Origin of the sequence: Nocardioides pantholopis (assembly GCF_003710085.1) — a bacterium.
Lineage (GTDB): Bacteria > Actinomycetota > Actinomycetes > Propionibacteriales > Nocardioidaceae > Nocardioides > Nocardioides pantholopis.
In genome coordinates, this window is sequence record NZ_CP033324.1 from 1,773,228 (window position 1) to 1,792,353 (window position 19,126).

At 73.9% G+C, this 19,126-nt stretch carries 19 protein-coding genes; 9 read left to right on the forward strand and 10 right to left on the reverse strand.

Going from position 1 to position 19,126, the window contains the following annotated elements:
* Positions 1 to 3 precede the first annotated feature (3 nt).
* The 8 genes from EBO35_RS08490 to EBO35_RS08525 all read right to left on the reverse strand — a co-directional run bounded on the left by EBO35_RS08490 (position 4) and on the right by EBO35_RS08525 (position 8,076).
* Entirely contained in the window at positions 4 to 1,791 is a 1,788-nt protein-coding gene (locus EBO35_RS08490; protein ID WP_122817329.1) for a sulfatase family protein, read from the reverse strand.
* 62 nt (positions 1,792 to 1,853) lie between these two features.
* Complete coding sequence (locus EBO35_RS08495; protein ID WP_241153930.1) at positions 1,854 to 2,435, reverse strand: uridine kinase family protein; 582 nt, start codon at positions 2,433 to 2,435, stop codon at positions 1,854 to 1,856.
* On the reverse strand, positions 2,413 to 3,636 hold the full coding sequence (locus EBO35_RS08500; protein WP_122817331.1) for an amino acid deaminase/aldolase: 1,224 nt from the start codon (positions 3,634 to 3,636) through the stop codon (positions 2,413 to 2,415). Before EBO35_RS08500 ends, EBO35_RS08495 begins: the two co-directional genes overlap by 23 nt.
* The gene (locus EBO35_RS08505; RefSeq protein ID WP_122817332.1) at positions 3,636 to 4,082 is read right to left on the reverse strand and encodes a cellulose synthase; all 447 of its coding nucleotides are present in this window, start codon (positions 4,080 to 4,082) and stop codon (positions 3,636 to 3,638) included. The genes EBO35_RS08500 and EBO35_RS08505 overlap by 1 nt, the downstream gene beginning before the upstream one ends.
* Positions 4,083 to 4,182: 100 nt before the next feature.
* Positions 4,183 to 5,400: an LLM class flavin-dependent oxidoreductase gene (locus tag EBO35_RS08510; RefSeq protein ID WP_241153931.1), complete on the reverse strand. Its 1,218-nt coding sequence runs from the start codon at positions 5,398 to 5,400 to the stop codon at positions 4,183 to 4,185.
* On the reverse strand, positions 5,397 to 6,434 hold the full coding sequence (locus EBO35_RS08515; RefSeq protein ID WP_122817333.1) for an ABC transporter substrate-binding protein: 1,038 nt from the start codon (positions 6,432 to 6,434) through the stop codon (positions 5,397 to 5,399). Before EBO35_RS08515 ends, EBO35_RS08510 begins: the two co-directional genes overlap by 4 nt.
* The gene (locus EBO35_RS08520; protein ID WP_122817334.1) at positions 6,431 to 7,273 is read right to left on the reverse strand and encodes an ABC transporter ATP-binding protein; all 843 of its coding nucleotides are present in this window, start codon (positions 7,271 to 7,273) and stop codon (positions 6,431 to 6,433) included. Before EBO35_RS08520 ends, EBO35_RS08515 begins: the two co-directional genes overlap by 4 nt.
* Positions 7,261 to 8,076, reverse strand: coding sequence for an ABC transporter permease (locus tag EBO35_RS08525; protein ID WP_122817335.1), 816 nt, complete (start codon positions 8,074 to 8,076; stop codon positions 7,261 to 7,263). The genes EBO35_RS08520 and EBO35_RS08525 overlap by 13 nt, the downstream gene beginning before the upstream one ends.
* 112 nt (positions 8,077 to 8,188) lie before the next feature.
* Between EBO35_RS08525 and EBO35_RS08530 the strand changes: the two genes are divergently transcribed.
* From EBO35_RS08530 to EBO35_RS08560, 7 genes are all read left to right on the forward strand, one after another.
* Entirely contained in the window at positions 8,189 to 8,725 is a 537-nt protein-coding gene (locus tag EBO35_RS08530) for an SseB family protein (protein ID WP_122817336.1), read from the forward strand.
* Positions 8,726 to 8,940: 215 nt separating this feature from the next.
* Positions 8,941 to 9,723 carry a translation initiation factor IF-3 gene (infC, locus tag EBO35_RS08535; protein ID WP_241153932.1) on the forward strand — a complete coding sequence of 261 codons (783 nt, stop codon included), beginning with the start codon at positions 8,941 to 8,943 and terminating at the stop codon, positions 9,721 to 9,723.
* Positions 9,724 to 9,801: 78 nt separating this feature from the next.
* Positions 9,802 to 9,996, forward strand: a complete 195-nt coding sequence (gene rpmI, locus EBO35_RS08540; protein ID WP_122817337.1) for a 50S ribosomal protein L35 — start codon at positions 9,802 to 9,804, stop codon at positions 9,994 to 9,996.
* A 47-nt stretch (positions 9,997 to 10,043) separates the two neighbouring features.
* Positions 10,044 to 10,436, forward strand: a complete 393-nt coding sequence (gene rplT / locus EBO35_RS08545) for a 50S ribosomal protein L20 (RefSeq protein ID WP_122817338.1) — start codon at positions 10,044 to 10,046, stop codon at positions 10,434 to 10,436.
* 38 nt (positions 10,437 to 10,474) lie between these two features.
* The gene (locus tag EBO35_RS08550) at positions 10,475 to 11,266 is read left to right on the forward strand and encodes a TrmH family RNA methyltransferase (protein WP_122819515.1); all 792 of its coding nucleotides are present in this window, start codon (positions 10,475 to 10,477) and stop codon (positions 11,264 to 11,266) included.
* Between the two features lie 50 nt (positions 11,267 to 11,316).
* Positions 11,317 to 12,387, forward strand: coding sequence for a sensor histidine kinase (locus EBO35_RS08555; protein ID WP_122817339.1), 1,071 nt, complete (start codon positions 11,317 to 11,319; stop codon positions 12,385 to 12,387).
* Between the two features lie 83 nt (positions 12,388 to 12,470).
* Entirely contained in the window at positions 12,471 to 13,058 is a 588-nt protein-coding gene (locus EBO35_RS08560) for a dihydrofolate reductase family protein (RefSeq protein WP_122817340.1), read from the forward strand.
* Between the two features lie 43 nt (positions 13,059 to 13,101).
* Here EBO35_RS08560 and EBO35_RS08565 read toward each other — a convergent pair whose 3' ends face one another.
* Positions 13,102 to 14,016 (reverse strand): aldose 1-epimerase family protein, encoded by a 915-nt coding sequence (locus EBO35_RS08565; RefSeq protein ID WP_241153933.1) that lies wholly within the window; start codon positions 14,014 to 14,016, stop codon positions 13,102 to 13,104.
* A gap of 257 nt (positions 14,017 to 14,273) precedes the next feature.
* Complete coding sequence (locus EBO35_RS08570) at positions 14,274 to 15,107, reverse strand: phytanoyl-CoA dioxygenase family protein (protein WP_122817342.1); 834 nt, start codon at positions 15,105 to 15,107, stop codon at positions 14,274 to 14,276.
* A gap of 364 nt (positions 15,108 to 15,471) precedes the next feature.
* On the opposite strand from EBO35_RS08570, the gene pheS reads away from it, so the two are divergent.
* Both pheS and pheT read left to right on the forward strand, forming a co-directional pair.
* Positions 15,472 to 16,599, forward strand: a complete 1,128-nt coding sequence (pheS, locus tag EBO35_RS08575; RefSeq protein ID WP_122817343.1) for a phenylalanine--tRNA ligase subunit alpha — start codon at positions 15,472 to 15,474, stop codon at positions 16,597 to 16,599.
* 4 nt (positions 16,600 to 16,603) lie between these two features.
* On the forward strand, positions 16,604 to 19,120 hold the full coding sequence (pheT, locus tag EBO35_RS08580) for a phenylalanine--tRNA ligase subunit beta (RefSeq protein ID WP_122817344.1): 2,517 nt from the start codon (positions 16,604 to 16,606) through the stop codon (positions 19,118 to 19,120).
* The last annotated feature ends 6 nt before the right edge of the window (positions 19,121 to 19,126 follow it).

A 19,126-nucleotide genomic window follows, 5' to 3' on the forward strand; every position in this document is an offset into this window, starting at 1 on the left:
ACCCTAGGGGGTCTGGTCGGGTGCTCCGGATCCGAACCCGTAGACCCGGTCGACCTCGCGCCAGTAGTGCTCGGAGATCCGGGCCTCCTCCTCGGCGGAGGCCGCGAGCGACTCCGGCAGCTGCGGCCGGCAGCCGGCGGCCCGGCAGTTGCGCAGGTCCCACCAGACCTTCTCCAGGTCGCGCAGCACCACGGCGTACGCCGGGTCGCGCACGACGTTGCGCTGCTGGAGCGGGTCGGTGAGCAGGTCGTAGAGCTCGTGCTCGCCGGTGCGGCTGCGGATCAGCGAGTAGCGCGCGGTCCGGACGCCGATCGAGGACCGGGGTCCCGAGAACCCGGGGCTGCGCCCGCGGCCGATGTGCGTCGCCTCGGTGAGAACGGGGCGGTCCCAGCCCCGGTCGCCGCCGAGCATGGTCGGGACCCGGCTGTCCCCGTCGGCGGGGACCGGCGGGCGAGCGCCGCCGAGATCGAGGATCGAGGCGCTCAGGTCGATGGTCGTCACCGGGTCGTGGCGGGTCTCCCCGCTGCGCATGCCCGGACCGGTCATCACCAGCGGCACGCGCAGGGAGGGCTCGTGGGCGCGGACCTTGCCCGAGCGCCGGCGGTGCTCGCCGAGGAAGTAGCCGTTGTCGGAGGTGAAGGCGAGCACCGTGTTCTCCCACTCCCCGGTCCGCTTCAGGGTGCGGACCAGGCGCGCGACCTGGCGGTCCATCACGAAGATCGACTCCGCCCGCTGCCGGGTGAGCTCGCGCAGCCCGTGGCGCTCGGCGGCGTTCGGCTCGGGATCGGCACGCATGGCCTTCGGCTTGTCCGAGATGTCGGCCTCGCTCGGACCGCCGTCGCGCGGCATGCCGGCGCCGCGGTCGATGAGCCGGTCGAACCGGCCGCGGACCCAGGCCGGCCGGGCCGGGGTCCGGACGTCCTGGAGCCGCCCGTGGTCGTCGAGGACGCGGTCGATGTCCCCGGGCTCGACCGGCGCCCCGAAGTGCGGGGCGACGTAGTTGACGTACATGAAGAACGGCTTGCGGCCGGCGGCGAACCGGCGGGCCATCGCGACCGAGAAGTCGCCGATCACGTCGCTCTGGTACTCGCCGCCGTGGCTGTCGTCGACGCGGCCGTTGATGTTGAACGGCGTGTTCAGGTAGTGGTAGGTCCCGCCGCTGAAGCCGGCGTCGCCCGGGTTCTCGACAGCCCCCCGCCAGTCGTCCCACCCGTGCGGGACGTAGGTGTGCGACGGCTCGCCGCTGACCCGGGAGGGCTGGACGCCGTAGAGGTTGAGGTACTTGCCGATGAACCCGGTGCGGTAGCCGGCCTCGCTCATGCTGGTCGCGAGCGTGCGCGAGTCGTCGAACGAGCCGTAGCCGTAGGGGGCCTCGTGCCAGTAGACCCGGTGGTTGTGGGCGTACTGGCCGGTGAGGAACGACGCCCGCGCCGGGCAGCACAGCGGATAGGGAGAGAAGGAGTTGGCGAAGGTCAGGCCTCGGCGGGCCACCAGCCGGCGGATCTGGGGCGCGAACAGCAGGTCGTCGACGCGCATGTCGTCGGCCATGACCACGACGACGTTGGGCCGGGCGGCGTCGCGGTCCCGCTCGGGCGGGGCCTCGGTCACTTCCTCCAGCGGTGCCCCGGCCGGCTCCGCCCCGGCGCCGGGAGCCTGCGCCGCCCGGCTCTCGCGGGCGCCCGGATGCTCGAGCATCGTCCAGGTGCCGGAGGCCAGCAGCCCGACCGCGACCGCCGCGGCGACGGCGGGCGCCAGCAGGCGGCCGCGCCGGACGCGACGTCGGGGGAGCATGCACACAGGCTAGGCAAAGGATCTCGCTCGGCGAGGGGTTTTCGCGTCCTGGGGGAGTCGCCTCAGGTGCCGGAGGTGTCCAGCCGCAGGTCCGCGCGGGCGGCGGTGGCCTCGTGGGCGAAGTGGTCGGCCTCCGCGCGCCGCCACCGGCGCAGGTGGGGCTCGACGGCCGCGCCGTCGCGGGCCACGCCCCTGGCCACCCGGACCTCCTCGCGGGCGCCGACCCAGACCAGGACGGTGCGCCACGGGTCCAGCAGCCGAGCCCCCGCCCCGACCCCCTCGACGACCAGCAACGGCGTCGGCGGCACCGGCACCTCCTCGGCGTACGCGCCGGCGTGCCAGTCGTAGCGGCGGTACGCCGAGGCGCGGCCGCTGGCCAGCGGCTCGAGCAGGATCGCCAGTCGGGCCGGGAGCCCGGGGAGGTCGTCCCAGCCGTCGAGCAGGTCGTCGGTGTGCACGACCACGGCGTCCGCGCCGGCCCGGCCGGCGATCCGGGCGGCCAGCGTCGTCTTCCCGGATCCGGACGGCCCGTCGACGCAGACCAGCCGGGACCCGCCGAGGGTCGCAGGGCGGGAGCGGGCCAGGCCGAGCACGGCGGCCGCGACGTCCGGCGCCGCAGCGTCAGAAGGCGAGGCCGTGGCCACGGTAGGTCGGCACCTGGTCGACGAGCTCGGCGCCGCGCAGCAGGTGGGCGGTGTTGGTGTGCTCGAACAGCTCCCCGGACTTGGCGTGCCGGAACCAGACCAGGTCGCCGACGGAGAGCAGGCCCGCGGCCGGCCCCACCAGCGGCGTCTGCACCTCGCCGGCCCCCTCCAGGGCGGTGAGCCGCAGCCCGGCCGGCGCCCACGGGGTGGGGGCCCGGTCGCTGCCGACCGGGCCGGAGGCGACCAGCCCGCCGCCGTGCACGGTGACCGCATCGGGGGCTGGCCGCCGGACGACCGGCAGCCCGTAGAAGGCGGCCGGGCGGGGCGCGAAGGATCGGTAGTGGTCGAAGAGCGTCGGCACCAGCAGCCCGGAGCCGGCCGCGACCTCGGTGACGGCGGGGTCGGCGGCGGACCCGGCGACGGACCCGGAGCCGCCGGCGTTCCAGAACTCCAGCTCGGTCAGCTCCGCGAGGCCCGCCGCGATCCGCGCCCGCCGCTCGGCGAGCTGGGTCAGCGAGAGCGACTTGATGGTGCGCACGGCCAGCGACCGGGCCCGCTGCCCGGGGACGTCGTCCGGGACCCCGGCGACCTGCCCCTCGTAGGTCATCACGCCGACCAGGCGGAAGCCGGGCCGCTCCATGACGGCCCGGGCCAGGTCGAGGACGGCGTCGAGGTCGTGGACCGGGGAGCGGCGCGGGCCGATCAGGCGCCCCGCGACCCGCAGCCCGGCGTCGACGTCGAGGGCCACCCGCACCTGGACCGCGCTGGAGGAGCGCACGGCGTCCACCACGTCGAGGTGCTCGACCTCGTCGACCATCAGCGTGACCCGAGCGGCGGCCGTGGGGGAGGCCACGAGGCGAGCGAGCGCACCGCGGTCGACGCTCGGATAGGCGACCACGACGTCGTCGCTGATGCCGTTCTCCTCCAGCCACAGTGCCTCGGCCAGGGTGAAGGCCAGCACGCCGGCGAACCCGTCGTGTCGCAGGGCCCGGGAGATCAGGGCCGGGACCCGCAGCGACTTCGACGCGACCCGGATCGGCGTGCCCCCCGCGCGCCGGGCCAGGTCGGCCGCGTTGGCGTCGAAGGCGTCGAGGTCGACGACCACCAACGGGGTGGCCAGCGGAGCCCCGTGCGCCTCGACGGCGCGGGTCAGCCGCCACCAGAGCCGGTTGCGCGCGACGGCTCCGTCGGCGCGCGCCATCAGGAGATGCCGCGTCGGCGCAGCAGCGCCTCGATCTCGTCCATCTCGGGATCGCCGGCGGCACCGGCCTGCGGGGCCGCGGTCGCGCCGCCGACGGCGCGCTCCTTGCGGCCCGGCGCCGCGGGGCGGGTGCGCTCGCGGGGCGCGGAGCCGCGGCGGTCCAGGACCCCGGCGAGCAGGAACAGCACGACCGCGACCCCGGCCAGCACGATGCCGGTCCACACCACGGGGCTGAAGACCAGCCGCACCGCCCAGTCGCCGATCGCGTCCGCGATCCGGGTGAACATGCGCAGGGTGTCGGTCAGGTACGCCGCGAGCGGGAGCAGCGCGATCGCGACGCCGCGCAGCCCGGCGGCGAGGCCGCGGCGGCGGAAGGACACCCAGGCCCACAGGCCGGCGAACAGGGTGAGCGTGAGCGTCAGTGCGCCCCACGTGACGTCGTCCACACCACCAGCCTTGCACACGGACCCGAGTCGCGAGACGCCACGGCCCGCCCGGTCAGCGCGTAGCGCCGGGCGGGCCGTGGCCCCAGGACGGTCGGGAGCCTCAGACGCTCACCGCGACCCGGCGCGGGGCCGGCTCCGTCCCGGGGTTCTCACGCGGGTCCGGCAGGGGGGCCAGCAGCCCCCGGGCGCGCAGCCGCGGCATCACGCCCTCGGCGAACCACCACGCCTCCTCGACGTGGGGGTAGCCCGAGAGGATGAACTCGTCGATCCCCAGGGCGTGGTACTCCGCGACCAGCCCCGCCACCTCGTCGTGGCTGCCGACGAACGCGGTGCCGGCCCCGCCCCGGACCAGTCCGACCCCGGCCCACAGGCCCGGGTGGACCTCCAGGTCGTGCGCCGAGGCGTACGACGAGCGCTGGTCGCGCAGCGCCGACATCCGACGCTGGCCGGTCGACTCCGAGGCCTGCATCGCCGCCTGCGCCCGGGCGACGGTGTCCGGGTAGAGGCCGTCGAGCAGCCACTGGGCGTGCGCCCACGCGGCCTCGGAGGTGTCCCTCGACAGCGTGTGCACCCGCATGCCGAAGCGCACGGTGCGGCCCTCGGCCGCCGCCAGCTCCCGGATCCAGGCGATCTTCTCGCTCACCTGCTCCGGCGGCTCGCCCCAGGTGAGGTACACGTCGGCGTACCGGGCCGCGACCGGGCCGGCCGGCCCCGAGGAGCCGCCGAAGTACACCGGCGGCGCGTCGATGCCGCCGGCGACCAGCGCCCCCTGCGCCGAGTAGTGGTCACCCTCGAAGTCGAACGGTGCGGCCGACCACGTGCCGCGGACCACCTCCAGGAACTCCGCGGTCCGCGCGTAGCGCTGCGCCTTGTCCACGGTGTCCCCGAACCGGGCCTGCTCGGTCGGCTCGCCGCCGGTCACGACGTTGAGCATCAGCCGGCCCCCGGAGATCCGCTGGTAGGCCGCCGCCATCTGCGCGGCGAGGACGGGATTGATCACCCCGGGGCGGAACGCGACCAGGAACTTCAGCCGGGAGGTCTCCCGGACCAGGGCCGCGGTCGCGAGCCACGCGTCCTCGCAGAACGTGCCGGTCGGCGTGAGCACGCCGGTGAACCCGGCCTGCTCGGCGGTCCGCGCCACCTCGGCGAGATAGTCGATGGTGGGCGCGCGGAACCCGTCGCGCAGCGTCTCGTGCAGGCCCGAGCGGACCTCGTGCGGGACGCCCTGCCCGGCGCCCACCAGGCCCCGGCTGTCGCCCGAGGTCGGCAGGAACCAGTGCAGCGTGACGCCGCGCCCGGGGATGGCGTCGGGGCTCACTGGACGGCCTCGCCGGTCGTGTACTCGGCGAACTCGTCGGTGAAGTGGTCCGCGACGTCGACCTCCACCGGCAGCAGCCCGTTGGCGAAGAACGTGTCGGCCATCTGCTGCTCGGAGTCCACGACCTCCTGGTCGATCGGCACCGGGGTCACCGGCCGGTTGGCGGCGGCCGCGAGCGTGACCTCCTTCGGGAGACCGGTCTGCTTGGCCCACACCGTGGCCCACTCGTCGCGGTGCTCGGAGGACCACAGCTGGGCCTTGGTGATCCGGGTGAGGTAGTCCGACAGCGCCGCCTTGGTGGCCTCGTCCTCCAGCGCCGCCTGCGAGGCGACCTGGAAGTTCAGCCCGTTGACGACGCCCTCGCCGTTGGTGAGCACCCGCGCCCCCTCGCCGACCACGGCCTGGGAGGTGTAGGGGTCCCAGACCGTCCACGCGTCGAGGTGCCCGGACTTGAACGCCGCGAGCGCGTCGCCGGGCTGGAGGTTCTGGACCTCGATGTCGGAGTACTTCACGCCGGCCTTCTCGAGCTGGGCCAGCAGGTGGTAGTTCGCCGAGCTGCCCTCGGCCACCGCCACCTTCTTGCCCTTGAGGTCCGCGACCGACTGCAGCGGGGAGTCCGCGGGCACCAGGATCGCGTCGCCCTGACCGGTGTAGCTGGCGCCGGCGACGATCTTGAAGGTGCCCTTCGCGGCGGCCGCGAAGATCGGCGGGGTGTTGCCGACCAGGCCGACGTGGATGGAGTCGGCGTTGAGCGCCTCCAGCATCGGCGGGCCGGAGGTGAACTCCTGCCACTTGATCTCGTACTCGGTCTCCACGAGCCCGGCGGCCGTCAGCAGCGCCTTCGCGCTGGAGGCCTTCTGGTCCCCGACGATCAGGGTGACCTTCGAGAGGTCCACCTCGCCGTCCTCGTTCACCGCGCCGGCGTTGCCGGTGGCGTCGCCGCCGCAGGCGCCGAGGGTCAGGGCGGCCACGAGCCCGAGCGCCCCCAGGGCCAGTCGGGATCGGTGCGGGCGGGCGGTGCGCAGGGGCTTCATGCTGCTCCTTGGTCGTCTGTGGGATGAGCCGTGCGGTTCGGGTTGGGGGCCACCGGGCGGACGCCGAGGCTGCGCAGGATCTCGGCCCGGGCGGTCGCGATCTCCGGCTGCGAGGGGGCCCGGTCCGAGCGGGGCAGGGTGATCCGCCAGCTGTGCGCGGCGTGGCCCTCGTCCATGACGATGAGCCGGTCGGCGAGCGCGAGCGCCTCGTCGACGTCGTGGGTGACCAGGAGCACCGCCATGGAGTGGCGTCGCCACAGGTCGATGACCAGCTGGTGCATGTCGATGCGGGTCAGGGCGTCGAGCGCGCTGAACGGCTCGTCGAGCAGCAGCAGGGACGGGTTGCTGACCAGGGCCCGGGCGAGCGAGACCCGCTGGGCCTGACCGCCGGAGAGCTGGCGGGGCCAGGCGTCGAGCTTGTCGCCGAGTCCGACCTCCTCGAGCGTCTGCCGGGCCAGGTCGTGGCGCTGGCGGCGCTCGGGGCTGTTGAGCAGCGCGAGCGCGACGTTCTCCGCGACCCTGCGCCAGGGCAGCAGCCGCGGCTCCTGGAAGGCGACCGCGGCGCGCCCGTGGACCTGCACCTCCTCGGCCGGCGCGGGGTCGAGCCTGGCCAGGCTGCGCAGCAGCGTGGACTTGCCGCAGCCGCTGCGCCCGAGCAGGGCGACGAACTCACCCGGCGCGATGTCGAGGTCGATCGAGCGCAGCACCTGGGTGCTCCCGAAGGAGCGGCTGTGGCCGACCACCCGGGCGACGTGCTCCCGGGGCTGCTCGGCGTGCTGGCCGGTGCCGGCGGCGCGGGTGCGGGTGGGTGCGGGGGTGGGGGTGGTCAGGCGCGCCATGTCAGCGCCCTCCTCTCGAGGAGTCGCACGATCGCGTCGGTCGCCAGCCCGAGGATGCTGTAGACGACGAGGCCGACGACGATGACGTCGGTCTGCTGGAACTCGCGGGCGTTGTTGATCAGGTAGCCGAGGCCCTCGCTGGCGCTGATCGTCTCCGCGACGATCAGCGAGAGCCAGGCGATGCCGAGGCTCTGGCGCAGTCCGGTCAGGGTCTGCGGCAGCGCGCCCGGGAGGATCACGTGGCGCACCCGCTGCGGCCAGGTCAGCCCCATGGCGTCCGCGGCCTCGATGGTCTTGCGGTCGATGTTGCGGATGCCGCCCAGGGTGTTGAGGTAGAGCGGGAAGACGACGCCCATCGTGATCAGCGCGATCTTGGGCGTCTCGCCGATCCCGAACCAGATGATGAACAGCGGGATCAGGCCGAAGTGCGGCAGCGTGCGCAGCATCTGCATCGGCGGGTCGATCGCGTCCTCGCCGAAGCGGGACAGGCCGGCCAGGACCGCCAGGCCCAGTCCGAGGACCGCGCCGAGGCCGAAGCCGATGCCGACCCGCTGGAGCGAGGTCAGCGTGGCGGACTGCAGGACGCCGTCGGCGACCAGGTCGCCGGCGGTGCGGGCGATGTCCAGCGGCGCGGCGATGGAGCGCTCGTCGATGACGCCCGCGCTGCTGAGCAGCTGCCACAGCGTGATGACCAGGACGGGGGAGATCCACCGCCTCAGCCACGTCAGGCGGTTCACCGCGCCGGCGCGGGCCCGGGGCGCGCGGGTGGGGACGGGGGAGCCCGTCAGGGTGGTCGCTGTCATGGGAGGCATGTCTAATGGGGTAACAAACTAATGTCAAGCGAAACACTCGACAATGCCAACGTGGCGTCGGGTGGTTTGGCCCTCCCGTGCAGCGGCCGCCACACTGGACGCCATGGATCATCTGGACCAGGGACCGCGCCAGCTCCTGGGACCCGCCTTCCCCGACGACACCGGCGAGACGCCCGCCGAGGTGGCGGCCGCGCTCGCGGCGTACGCCGGGGGCGCCGGCGACCGGGCCGGCGTGCTCGCCGCGCTGGGCGACACGCGGGTACTGGTCCCGGTCGTGGCCGTCCTCGGCGAGGCGGAGATCGGCCCCGACGGCCTCGCCCGGGAGAAGTCCAGCGACATGGCGGCCGTGCTGCTCACCGGCGCCGACGGTCGGCTCGCGCTGCTGGCGTTCACCGGCACCGCCTCGCTGGCCGCCTGGAACCCCGAGGCCCGGCCGGTGCCGGTGACCACCCGGACGGCCGCCCAGTCGGCGATCCAGGAGGGGGCCGCGGCCCTCGTCGTCGACGTGGCCGGCCCGGTGCCGTTCGTGGTCGAGGGCGAGGACCTCCGGGCGGTCGCGCTCGGCTGGCAGCTGGGTCGGATGGGCGGCGAGGCCGTCTGGATCGCACCGGATTCGCGCCCGGACGGAATCCTCGGCTAAGGTTCGGTGTTGACCGATCGGTGCCTCGTGCTCGCACGCAGGTGCCGGTCCCACAAGCGGGGACCAGCTCCATCGTCTCCCACCCGCATCGACCGCCCCGCAAGGGTTTGTGCAGCACAGGTCGTCGGGTCCCGGTCCCGAAGGTGAGAACCAGGCACGCACGTGGTGCTCGAGACTTTCCCTCGGTGGTGCGAACCCCTCGTGGGGGACGTGGCGTGACTGGCTTCCGCTTGCGACAGCGGGAGCTTTTCGTCATTTCGGGCACTCGCCCGAACGCGGCGCGACACCCGGCCACATGCCCACCAGGAGGACACATCAGCACCGAGCTTCGTATCAACGACCGGATCCGGGTTTCCGAGGTCCGCCTCGTTGGACCCAGTGGAGAGACCGTCGGCATCGTTCCCACCGCCGACGCGCTGCGCCTTGCGCAGGAAGCCGACCTCGACCTCGTCGAGATCGCCCCCATGGCCCGCCCGCCGGTCTGCAAGCTCATGGACTACGGGAAGTTCAAGTACGAGAACGCCCAGAAGGCTCGTGAGGCGCGGCGCAACCAGACGAACGTGATCATCAAGGAGATGAAGCTTCGTCCCAAGATTGACGCGCACGACTACGAGACCAAGAAGGGTCACGTGGTGCGGTTCCTCAAGGCCGGCGACAAGGTCAAGATCACGATCATGTTCCGCGGCCGCGAGCAGCACCGCCCCGAGCTGGGCTTCCGGCTGCTCCAGCGCCTCGCCGAGGACGTCGCCGAGCTCGGCTTCGTGGAGTCCTCGCCCAAGCAGGACGGGCGCAACATGATTATGGTGCTCGGCCCGCACAAGAAGAAGGCCGACGCCAAGGTCGAGGCTCAGGCCGCCAAGGAGGCCAAGGCCACCGAGCGCGCCGCGGTCCAGGCCGAGGAGCAGGCCGAGCGCGACGCCGCCCACGCAGCGGGACCGGTCGCCCAGAAGAAGGAGCGTGGCCGCTCCGAGAACCTCGACCCCGAGATCGAGGCCTGAGCACCCCGCCGACCACGCCGGTCGGGCCTGTCGAGACCTCGGTCAGGCACGACCTGCAGCAACGAGAGAGAGATCACGATGCCGAAGAACAAGAGCCACTCCGGTGCCAGCAAGCGCTTCCGCGTCACCGGTTCGGGCAAGATCCTGCGCGAGAAGGCAGGCAAGCGCCACAACCTCGAGAAGAAGCCCTCGAAGGTCACCCGGCGCATGACCGGCACCGTCGAGCTGGCCAAGGCCGACGTCCCGCGCGCGAAGAAGATGCTGGGTCTCTGACCCACCGCCCGCACCAGAACTTCCACCCAAGCACCAAGGAGTAACACGTGGCACGCGTCAAGCGGGCAGTCAACGCCCAGAAGAAGCGCCGTACGACCCTCGAGCGCGCCGCCGGCTACCGCGGCCAGCGCTCGCGGCTGTACCGCAAGGCCAAGGAGCAGGTCACCCACTCGCTGGTCTACAGCTACAACGACCGGCGCAAGAACAAGGGCAACTTCCGGCGCCTGTGGATCCAGCGCATCAACGCCGCCGCGCGTGCGCAGGGCATGACCTACAACCGCTTCATCCAGGGGCTCAACCTGGCCGGCGTCGAGGTCGACCGCAAGATCCTGGCCGAGCTGGCCGTCAACGACATCGCCGCGTTCAACGCGCTCGTCGAGACCGCCAAGGCCGCGCTGCCGGACGACGTCAACGCGCCCAAGGCCGAGGCCTCGGCCTGAACACCACCCCGCACGCTGCCCTGAGCACCGGCACGCCCCTGACCACGGGGAACAGCCGGGTCAAGGAAGCACGCAAGCTCAGCCGCCGCTCGGTTCGTTCCGAGCGGCGGCTGTTCCTTGCCGACGGCCCGAAGGCTGTCGAGGGCGCGCTCTCGGTCGAGGGCTGCGTGCTCGAGGTCTTCGCCACCCCCGCCGCCACCGACCAGTACGCCGGGCTCGCCCGGGCGGGTCAGGCCGCCGGCGCGCCCTGGACCCTGGTCGACGACCGGGCCCTGGCCTCGCTCAGCGACAGCGTCACGCCGGCCGGCGTGGTCGCGGTGTGCCGGTTCCTGGACCGGCCCCTGGCGCACCTGCTGGACCGCGCGCCACGACTGGTGGCGCTCTGCGCCGACGTCCGTGACCCCGGCAACGCCGGCACCGTGATCCGCAGCGCCGACGCCGCGGGCGCCGACGCGGTCGTGATCGCGGGCAGCTCGGTGGACCCCTACAACCCCAAGACCGTCCGGGCGACCGTCGGCAGCCTGTTCCACCTTCCCGTGGCGGTCGAGGCCGACCCGGCGGCCGCGGTCCGCGCCCTCCAGACCGCCGGCCTGGTGGTCCTCGCGGCGGACGGCGGGGGAGAGGTGGACCTCTTCGAGGCCGACCAGCTGCTCGCCGGGCCGACCGCGTGGCTGCTCGGCAACGAGGCGCACGGGCTGCCCGACGACCTGGCCGCGCTGGCCGACCACCGGGTGCGGATCCCGATCCACGGCAGCGCCGAGAGCCTGAACCTCTCCACCGCCGCCGCGCTGTGCCTCTACGCGAGCGCCCGCGCGCACCGGCGTTCCTAGCCTCCAGACGGTCCGGCACGCGCGGGCGCGCAGGCCGTAGGGTGACCGCCGTGCCTCTCACTGCGCAGCAGCTGGCCGACGCGTTGCCCGACGGCGTCGTGCTCGCCGGACCGGACCGGACCGTCACGCTGATCTCGGCGGGGGCGGCCGCGATGCTCGGCCTCGACGCCGACGACTGCCTGGGCCGCGACCTGGGCGAGGTGCTCGCCCTCCAAGACAACGACGGGCGCACCTGGTGCTCGGTGAACCGGCCCTACGAGGGCCTGGCGACCCGTACCGGGGTGCCCGAGCAGTCCTGGCTGCTTCCCGACGGCACCGAGGTGCTGACCGTGGCCCGCGTGCACCGTCCGGCGCTCGACCAGCCGGTCCGGTCGGTCGCGGTGACGATCCGCTCCGGCCGGGGCCGGGCCCGCCTGGACCGGGAGCGCTCGGACCTGGTGGCCACGGTCGCGCACGAGCTGCGCTCGCCGCTGACCGGCGTCAAGGGGTTCGTGCAGGCGCTGCTCAACCGCTGGGACAAGCTCAACGACGAGCAGAAGAAGCTGATGCTCACCACGGTCAGCGTGGACGCCGACCGTCTCAGCCGGCTGATCGCCGAGCTGCTCGACGTGGCGCGCATCGACACCGGGCGGCTCCAGCTCTATCCCCGGCCCTCCGACGTGGCGGTGCTGACGACCCGGATCGTGGAGTCGGTGCGGGCCGGCACCTCGCGGCCCGTGGAGCTGGTGGTCGCGACCGACCTGCCGCAGGTCGAGGTGGATCCGGACAAGTTCACGCAGGTGGTCACGAACCTCGTCGAGAACGGCGTACGCCACGGCGATGGCACGGTGCGGGTGGAGGTCACCCCCGCCCACCTCGAGACCGGGCTGGAGTCCGACCTCGAGACCACGGGGGTCCGGATCACCGTCGAGGACGAGGGCGGCGGCATCCCGGTGGAGCTGCGCAAGCGGGTCTTCACGAAGTTCTGGAAGGGCGGGGCGCGCGGCGGCTCCGGTCTCGGGCTCTACATCGTGCACGGGCTGGTGCGCGCGCACGGCGGCACCGTCACGATCGGCGACGCCCCGAGCGGCGGGGCGCGGATCAGCGTGACCTGGCCGGCGGTCGGCACCCAGCCCGGCTGAGCGGCGGCCGGCCCAGGCGATGAGTTCCCCGGACCGCGCCGGTCCCTCTCCCTGACCGACGCCGCACCTCGGAAGGGATCGCCATGACCGGCACCTACACCTTCGACGTCTTCTCCAGCCTCGACGGCTACGGGTCCTACGGCAGCACCGGCGACTGGGGCGGCTACTGGGGCAAGCAGGGCCCCGAGCTGCTCGAGCGCAGGCTGGACTCGTTCGGCGACGAGCAGCGGATGCTCCTGGGGGCGACCACCTACCGGGAGTTCGCGCAGCTGTTGGCCTCCAGCACCGCCGAGTCCGGGATCGGCGATCTCTGGGTCGACCGGATGCGCAGCATGCCGACCACCGTGCTGTCCTCGACCTTGCGGGAGCCGCTCGACTGGTCGACGGCGGAGACGACGATCGAGGCCGGCGACGCCGTCGAGATCGTCACCCGGATGAAGGAGGAGTCCACGGTGCCGCTGCGCTCCCACGGCAGCCTCGCGCTCAACTGGGCGCTGCTGGCCGCCGGGCTCGTCGACCGGGTGCAGGTGACGATCTTCCCCGTGCTCACCGGCCGGACCGGGGAGGCGCCGGTCTTCGGCGGTGCGGGGGACTTCGACCTGGAGCTGCTGGAGAGCCGGACCCTCGACGGGCGCACCCAGGAGCTGGTCTACCGCCCCACGCCCCACTGACCGCACTGACCGGCGCCAGCGGGCTCGGAGGGACCGGTCGGCCTCAGAGCGCGGCGAGCGTCCAGGAGGCGACGTGCTCGGCCCCCGGGGCCAGCGTGACCAGGTCCTCGCCGGAGCGGAACGCGTCCGGCGGGCAGCTCATCGGCTCCACGGCCAGCCCGCGCCGGGTGTTCTCCGGCTCCTCGGGCAGGTCGCCGGTGTGCACCTGGAGCCAGGGCAGCACGGCGGGGTCCCAGGTGCACTCGGCGCCCCGGCCGCTGTCGTCGTGCAGCTGGACCCGGGCGCGCCCGTCGGCGTCGGCCCGCAGCCCGGTGAAGGCGTGGTCCAGCTCGGTGGTCCCGATCGTCCTGGCGGACCGGAAGTCCCGCTGGGTGCCCTCCACGTCCGTCCGGCCGGTGGGCAGCAGCCGGTCCGGCGTGACCTCCAGCATGGTCGTGGTGGGCAGCCGCAGGGTCCACGCGTCGAGCCGGCCGGGCCCGGCGACCAGGTAGGGGTGCGGCGCCACGCCGTACGGCGCGGCCCGCCGGCCGTCGTTGCGGGCGGTGACGGTCGTGGTCAGGCCGTCGTCGCCCAGCTCGTGGCGCACGGTGAGCCGGAGCGCGAACGGGTAGCCGGGCTGGGGCACCAGGTCGTGGCGCACGGTCACCGCGGCCTCGGTCTGCTCGACCACCGCGAACCGGGCCCAGCAGACCAGGCCGTGCAGGGCGTTGGCCCGCTCGGGCTCGGAGAGGTGCAGCTGGTGCTCGGCGCCCTCGAAGCGGTAGCGGCCGTCGGCCACCCGGTTCGGCCACGGCGCCAGGATCGCGCCGCGGAAGCGGGGCCGGACCTCGCCGGGCTCGTAGGGCCGGATCAGGTCGCGTCCCTCGTGGCTCAGCAGCCGCAGCCCGCCGCCGACCTCGGTCGCGACGGCCCGGTAGGGGCCGTGGGTCAGCAGGTGCTCGGCGCCGCCGTCACTCACGACCGGCTCCCCTCGGGTTCGTGGGCCGGGTCGGTCCCGCGCGGAAACGCAGGCAGCGGTGGACGCCGGCCGCTGGGCGCCCATCCTGACCCGGGACCGATCCTCCGGGCAAAGCCGCGCGGCGCCGGCGTACCGTTCGCGGACCCGTCGACGGGTCCGACTCCTGGGGCAGTCCCCGCGCTTCCGGGGCCGTGCAGTGGCCGAGAACCCTGAGGATCCTCGGTGTACCGGGGATCCTCGGCCCCGCCCCCCGCCCCTCAGGCCTCACCCATCACCAGGCCCTCGATCGTGTGCTTCTGGGTGATCGGCGTGAGCTGGTCCACCACCGGACAGGCGAGGTGGTCGCGGACCCGCGGCGGAAGCCGGTCCCAGCAGGCCCGGGTGACCGCGAGGTCGTGCTTCTCGTCGTTGCCCGCACCGGGGGCGTCCACGCCGAGGACCAGCACCGGCCGGGACAGCGCCGAGTCGTTGCGGGTGCCCCGGTGGACGGTCAGCGCCGAGCGGGCCGAGATGTCGCCCATCTGCGGGTACTTGCGCACGGCCCGCTCCTCGAAGCGCGGATAGTCGGACCGGGCCGGGAACATGCCGTGCTCGAAGTGAGTGCCGGGGTCCCAGTGGGTGCCGGGAGCGACCTCGAAGGGGCCCATGTCCTCGGCGGTGTCCACGCAGGTCACGTTGAAGGCCAGCGAGGTCAGGCGGTGCTCCTCGGTGGTCTCCCGCGGGCTCGGGAAGTCGCGGTGCCAGGGTTGGTTCACGGCGCCCGCGAACGGGATGTCGAAGCCCACCTCGACGATCGTGTACGCCGGGCCGAGCACTGTCTCGCACACGGCGCGCACCCACGGGTGGTCGACGAGGTCCACGAACCCGCGCAGCGCCTCGGGGTGGATCTCGACGTAGTAGCGGTTCGGGCCCCGGCCCACCGCGCCGCCCTCCCGGGAGCGGGCCTCCTCGAAGGCGGCCTCGACGTCCTCGCGCAGCTGCTCGACCCAGGCGCGGGAGAACGCCTGCCGGCAGCCGAGGATGCCGTCGGTCTCCAGAGCGGTCCGGATCTGCTCGCGGTCGATCGGGACGTCGAGTGCTGCGGCGCTCATGGGGCCTCCTCCTGCGCGGGACCTGGACCACCCATGTTGCAACGTTGAAAGCGGGAGGTGCAACGGCTCGCCGTGGGCCTGGCGCGCCGCCGGCCCCGGCGCGCTGTTCTGCTTCACCGACCAGCTCGCCCTGGCCGCCCTGCGGTCCTGCGCCCGGCGCGGCGTTCGGGTGCGGGACCGGACCCTGCCCGGGCGCAGCCTCGTCGTCCCGCACCGGCTGGTGGTGCGCGAGAGCGCCTCGGCGCCCCGGCAGCCGGGCTGAGCAGGGCCGGATGCCGAACCGGTTCGCCCCGCTCGCGAGGGGCTTCCTAGACTTGCCCGGTCGCCCGCGCTGCGGATGACGCCCTGAGCTGGAAAGGCAGTCATGTCGGGACCGAACACCGATTACGACCCCGTCGAGGTCACCCCGCTGAAGCCCGAGGAGGTGGCGGCCGCACGGGACGCCGCGCTGGCGGCCGTGGCCGCGGCCGGCGACCTCGAGCAGCTCAAGCAGGCGCGCCTCGAGCACGCCGGCGACCGCTCCGCGCTGGCCCTGGCCAACCGCGAGATCCGGGCGCTCCCGCCGCAGGCCCGCAAGGAGGCCGGGCAGCGCATCGGCCAGGCCCGCGGTGCGGTGAACCAGGCGATCGCCGAGCGTCAGGCCGTGCTCGAGGCCGAGCACGAGGAGCGGATGCTCGTCGAGGAGACCGTCGACGTCACGCTGCCGACCGACCGGACGGTCCCGGGCGCCCGGCACCCGCTGACCACCGGCTCGGAGCTGATCGCCGACATCTTCGTCGCGATGGGGTGGGCGATCGCCGAGGGGCCGGTGCTCGAGGCGGAGTGGCTCAACTTCGACGCGCTGAACCTCGGCCCGGACCACCCGGCCCGGACCATGCACGACACGTTCTGGACCGAGCCGTCCGACAACGGGATCGTGCTGCGCACCCACACCTCGCCGGTGCAGGCCCGGACCATGCTCGGCCAGGAACCGCCGATCTACGTCGCCTGCCCGGGGCGGGTCTTCCGCACCGACGAGTACGACGCGACGCACAGCCCGGTCTTCCACCAGGTGGAGGGGCTCGCGATCGACGAGGGCCTGACCATGGCCCACCTGCGCGGCACCCTGGACCACCTCGTCTCCACGCTGTTCGGCGAGGGCATCGAGACCCGGTTCCGGCCGTCGTACTTCCCGTTCACCGAGCCGTCGGCCGAGATGGACATGGTCTGCTTCGTGTGCCGCGGCACCGGGCTGGCGGCCCCCGGTGGGGCGGCCGGCGCCGGCGCGACCTGCCGCACCTGCGGCGGCGAGGGCTGGATCGAGCTGGGCGGCTGCGGGATGGTCAACCCCCGCGTGCTGACCGCCTGCGGGGTGGACCCGGAGCGCTACACCGGCTTCGCGTTCGGGTTCGGCATCGACCGGATCATGATGTTCCGCCACGGGGTCGAGGACCTGCGCGGGTTCTTCGAGGGCGACGTCCGGTTCACCACGGCATTCGGAAGCGAGCTGTAGAGCAATGAAGGCCCCGATCTCCTGGATCACCGAGTACGTCGACCTCCCGGCCGACGTCACCACCGAGCAGCTCACCGGCCGCCTGACCGACCTCGGGCTGAAGCTCGAGGGCATCGAGCGCGGCGCCGACCAGATCACCGGCCCGCTGGTGGTCGGCCGGGTGCTCACGATGAGCCCCGAGCCGCAGAAGAACGGCAAGACCATCAACTGGTGCACCGTCGACGTCGGCCCGGAGCTGAACGCCGCGCACGGCAGCGGCGAGCCCGCCGACGGGGTCGGCATCGTCTGCGGTGCCCACAACTTCGCCCCCGGCGACCTCGTCGTGGTCGTGCTGCCCGGCGCCGTGCTGCCGGGCGACTTCGCGATCTCGGCGCGCAAGACCTACGGCCACGTCTCGACCGGCATGATCTGCTCGGCCCGCGAGGTCGGGCTCGCCGAGGACGCCCTGGGCTCGGCCGACGGCATCATGGTGCTGGCGCCGGACGCGGGGGAGCCGGGTCAGAGCGCCTTCGGTCTCCTCGGCCTCGACGACGAGGTCATCGAGTTCGAGATCAACCCCGACCGCGCCTACGCGCTCTCGCTGCGCGGCATCGCCCGCGAGGCGGCGCTCGCCTACGACGCGCCGTACCGCGACCCGGCGCTGCGCGACGTCCCGCGCGCCAGCCGCCGCGGGTTCCCCGTCGAGATCGACGACCCCGTCGGCTGCCCGGTCTTCGTGGCGCGCACCGTCAGCGGCTTCGACCCCGCCGCGCCCACGCCGGGCTGGATGGCCCGCCGGCTGACCCAGGCCGGCATGCGCCCGATCTCGCTGGCCGTCGACGTGACGAACTACGTGATGCTCGAGCTCGGCCGGCCGATCCACGGCTACGACGCCGACAAGCTCCAGGGCACCGTGCGGGTACGCCGCGCGGTCGCCGGCGAGCGGCTCACCACGCTCGACGGCACCGACCGCGAGCTCGCCGCGGAGGACCTGGTCGTCACCGACGACTCCGGCATCATCGGCCTGGGCGGGGTGATGGGCGGCGCGACCACGGAGATCTCGGCCACCACCACCCGGATCCTCGTGGAGTCCGCGCACTGGGACGCCACCTCGATGTTCCGGACCGGCAAGCGCCACAAGATCTCCTCCGAGGCCGGCCGGCGCAACGAGCGCGGCGTGGACCCGACGATCTGCGAGGCCGCGGCCGACCGGGTCGTCGAGCTGCTGACCACGCTGGGCGGCGGCACCGCCGACCCCGACGTGACGGTCGTCGGCGCCCCGCCGGCGCCGGTGGAGATCGCGATGGCCTACGAGCTGCCGGCCCGGGTGACCGGGCTCGAGATCGGCGCGGACCTCGTGGTCTCGCACCTCGAGGCGGTCGGCTGCGCGCTGATCAAGGAGGACACCGGCGTGCTGGCGACGCCGGCGCCGTGGCGTCCGGACCTCACCGACCCCTTCGACCTGGTCGAGGAGGTGGCGCGGATCGTCGGCTACAACGAGGTCCCCTCGGTGCTGCCGACGCCGCCCGCCGGCCGCGGCCTGACCCGCGACCAGCGGCTGCGCCGCCGGATCGGCCGGACCCTGGCCGGCGCCGGCTGCGTGGAGGTGGTGAGCTTCCCGTTCGTCGGCGAGGCCGCCCTCGACGCCCTCGGCCTGCCGGCCGACGACCGCCGGCGCCGCACCGTCCGGCTCGCCAACCCGCTCTCGACCGAGGAGCCGTCGTACACCACGACGCTGCTGCCCGGCGTGCTGCGCGCCGCCGGGCGCAACCTCGGCCGCGGCGCCGGCGGCGTCGCGCTGTTCGAGACCGGCACCGTCGCCTTCCCGACCGGCGCGGGCTCGGCCCCGATCTACGGCGTGGACCACCGTCCGAGCGACGACGAGCTCGCGGCACTGCTCGCTGCGCTGCCGGCCCAGCCCCTGCACCTCGCGGTCGTCCTGGCCGGAGAGCGGGTGCGCTCCGGCTGGTGGGGAGCCGGACGCGCGGCCGACTGGGCCGACGCGATCGACGTCGTGCGCCGCCTCGCCGGCGAGCTCGGCGTGCCGCTGGAGGTCGCCTCCAGCTCCCGGGAGCCGTGGCACCCGGGACGCTGTGCGGAGCTCTCGGTCGCGGGCGAGGTGCTCGGGCACGCCGGCGAGCTGCACCCCAAGGTCTGCGCCGCGTTCGGGCTCCCGGCCCGGGCGGTCGCCGTCGAGATCGACCTGGACGTGCTGATGCGCGCGGCCGCCCCTGTGGTCCCCGGGCCGGCCTTCTCCTCGTTCCCGGTCGCGAAGGAGGACGTCGCGCTGGTCGTGGACGCCGACGTGCCCGCGGTGCGGGTCGAGGCGGCGCTGCGCGAGGGTGCCGGCGAGCTGCTGGAGTCCGTGCGGCTCTTCGACGTCTACACCGGCGAGCAGGTGGGTGCCGGCCACAAGTCGCTGGCCTTCGCGCTGCGCTTCCGGGCGCCGGACCGGACCCTCACCGACGAGGAGACGGCCGCCGCCCGCGAGGCCGCGGTGCGGCTGGCCGCCGAGCGGACCGGCGCGGTCCAGCGCACCTGAGGAGAG

Excerpts from the sequence above, each read along its gene's own strand:
- EBO35_RS08520 (WP_122817334.1), bottom strand. The coding sequence starts at position 7,273 with ATGGCGCGCCTGACCACCCCCACCCCCGCACCCACCCGCACCCGCGCC.
- EBO35_RS08515 (WP_122817333.1), bottom strand. The coding sequence starts at position 6,434 with ATGAAGCCCCTGCGCACCGCCCGCCCGCACCGATCCCGACTGGCCCTG.
- EBO35_RS08570 (WP_122817342.1), bottom strand. The coding sequence starts at position 15,107 with ATGAGCGCCGCAGCACTCGACGTCCCGATCGACCGCGAGCAGATCCGG.
- EBO35_RS08525 (WP_122817335.1), bottom strand. The coding sequence starts at position 8,076 with ATGACAGCGACCACCCTGACGGGCTCCCCCGTCCCCACCCGCGCGCCC.
- EBO35_RS08490 (WP_122817329.1), bottom strand. The coding sequence starts at position 1,791 with ATGCTCCCCCGACGTCGCGTCCGGCGCGGCCGCCTGCTGGCGCCCGCC.
- EBO35_RS08560 (WP_122817340.1), top strand. The coding sequence starts at position 12,471 with ATGACCGGCACCTACACCTTCGACGTCTTCTCCAGCCTCGACGGCTAC.
- rpmI (WP_122817337.1), top strand. The coding sequence starts at position 9,802 with ATGCCGAAGAACAAGAGCCACTCCGGTGCCAGCAAGCGCTTCCGCGTC.
- pheS (WP_122817343.1), top strand. The coding sequence starts at position 15,472 with ATGTCGGGACCGAACACCGATTACGACCCCGTCGAGGTCACCCCGCTG.
- pheT (WP_122817344.1), top strand. The coding sequence starts at position 16,604 with ATGAAGGCCCCGATCTCCTGGATCACCGAGTACGTCGACCTCCCGGCC.
- EBO35_RS08530 (WP_122817336.1), top strand. The coding sequence starts at position 8,189 with ATGGATCATCTGGACCAGGGACCGCGCCAGCTCCTGGGACCCGCCTTC.
- EBO35_RS08500 (WP_122817331.1), bottom strand. The coding sequence starts at position 3,636 with ATGGCGCGCGCCGACGGAGCCGTCGCGCGCAACCGGCTCTGGTGGCGG.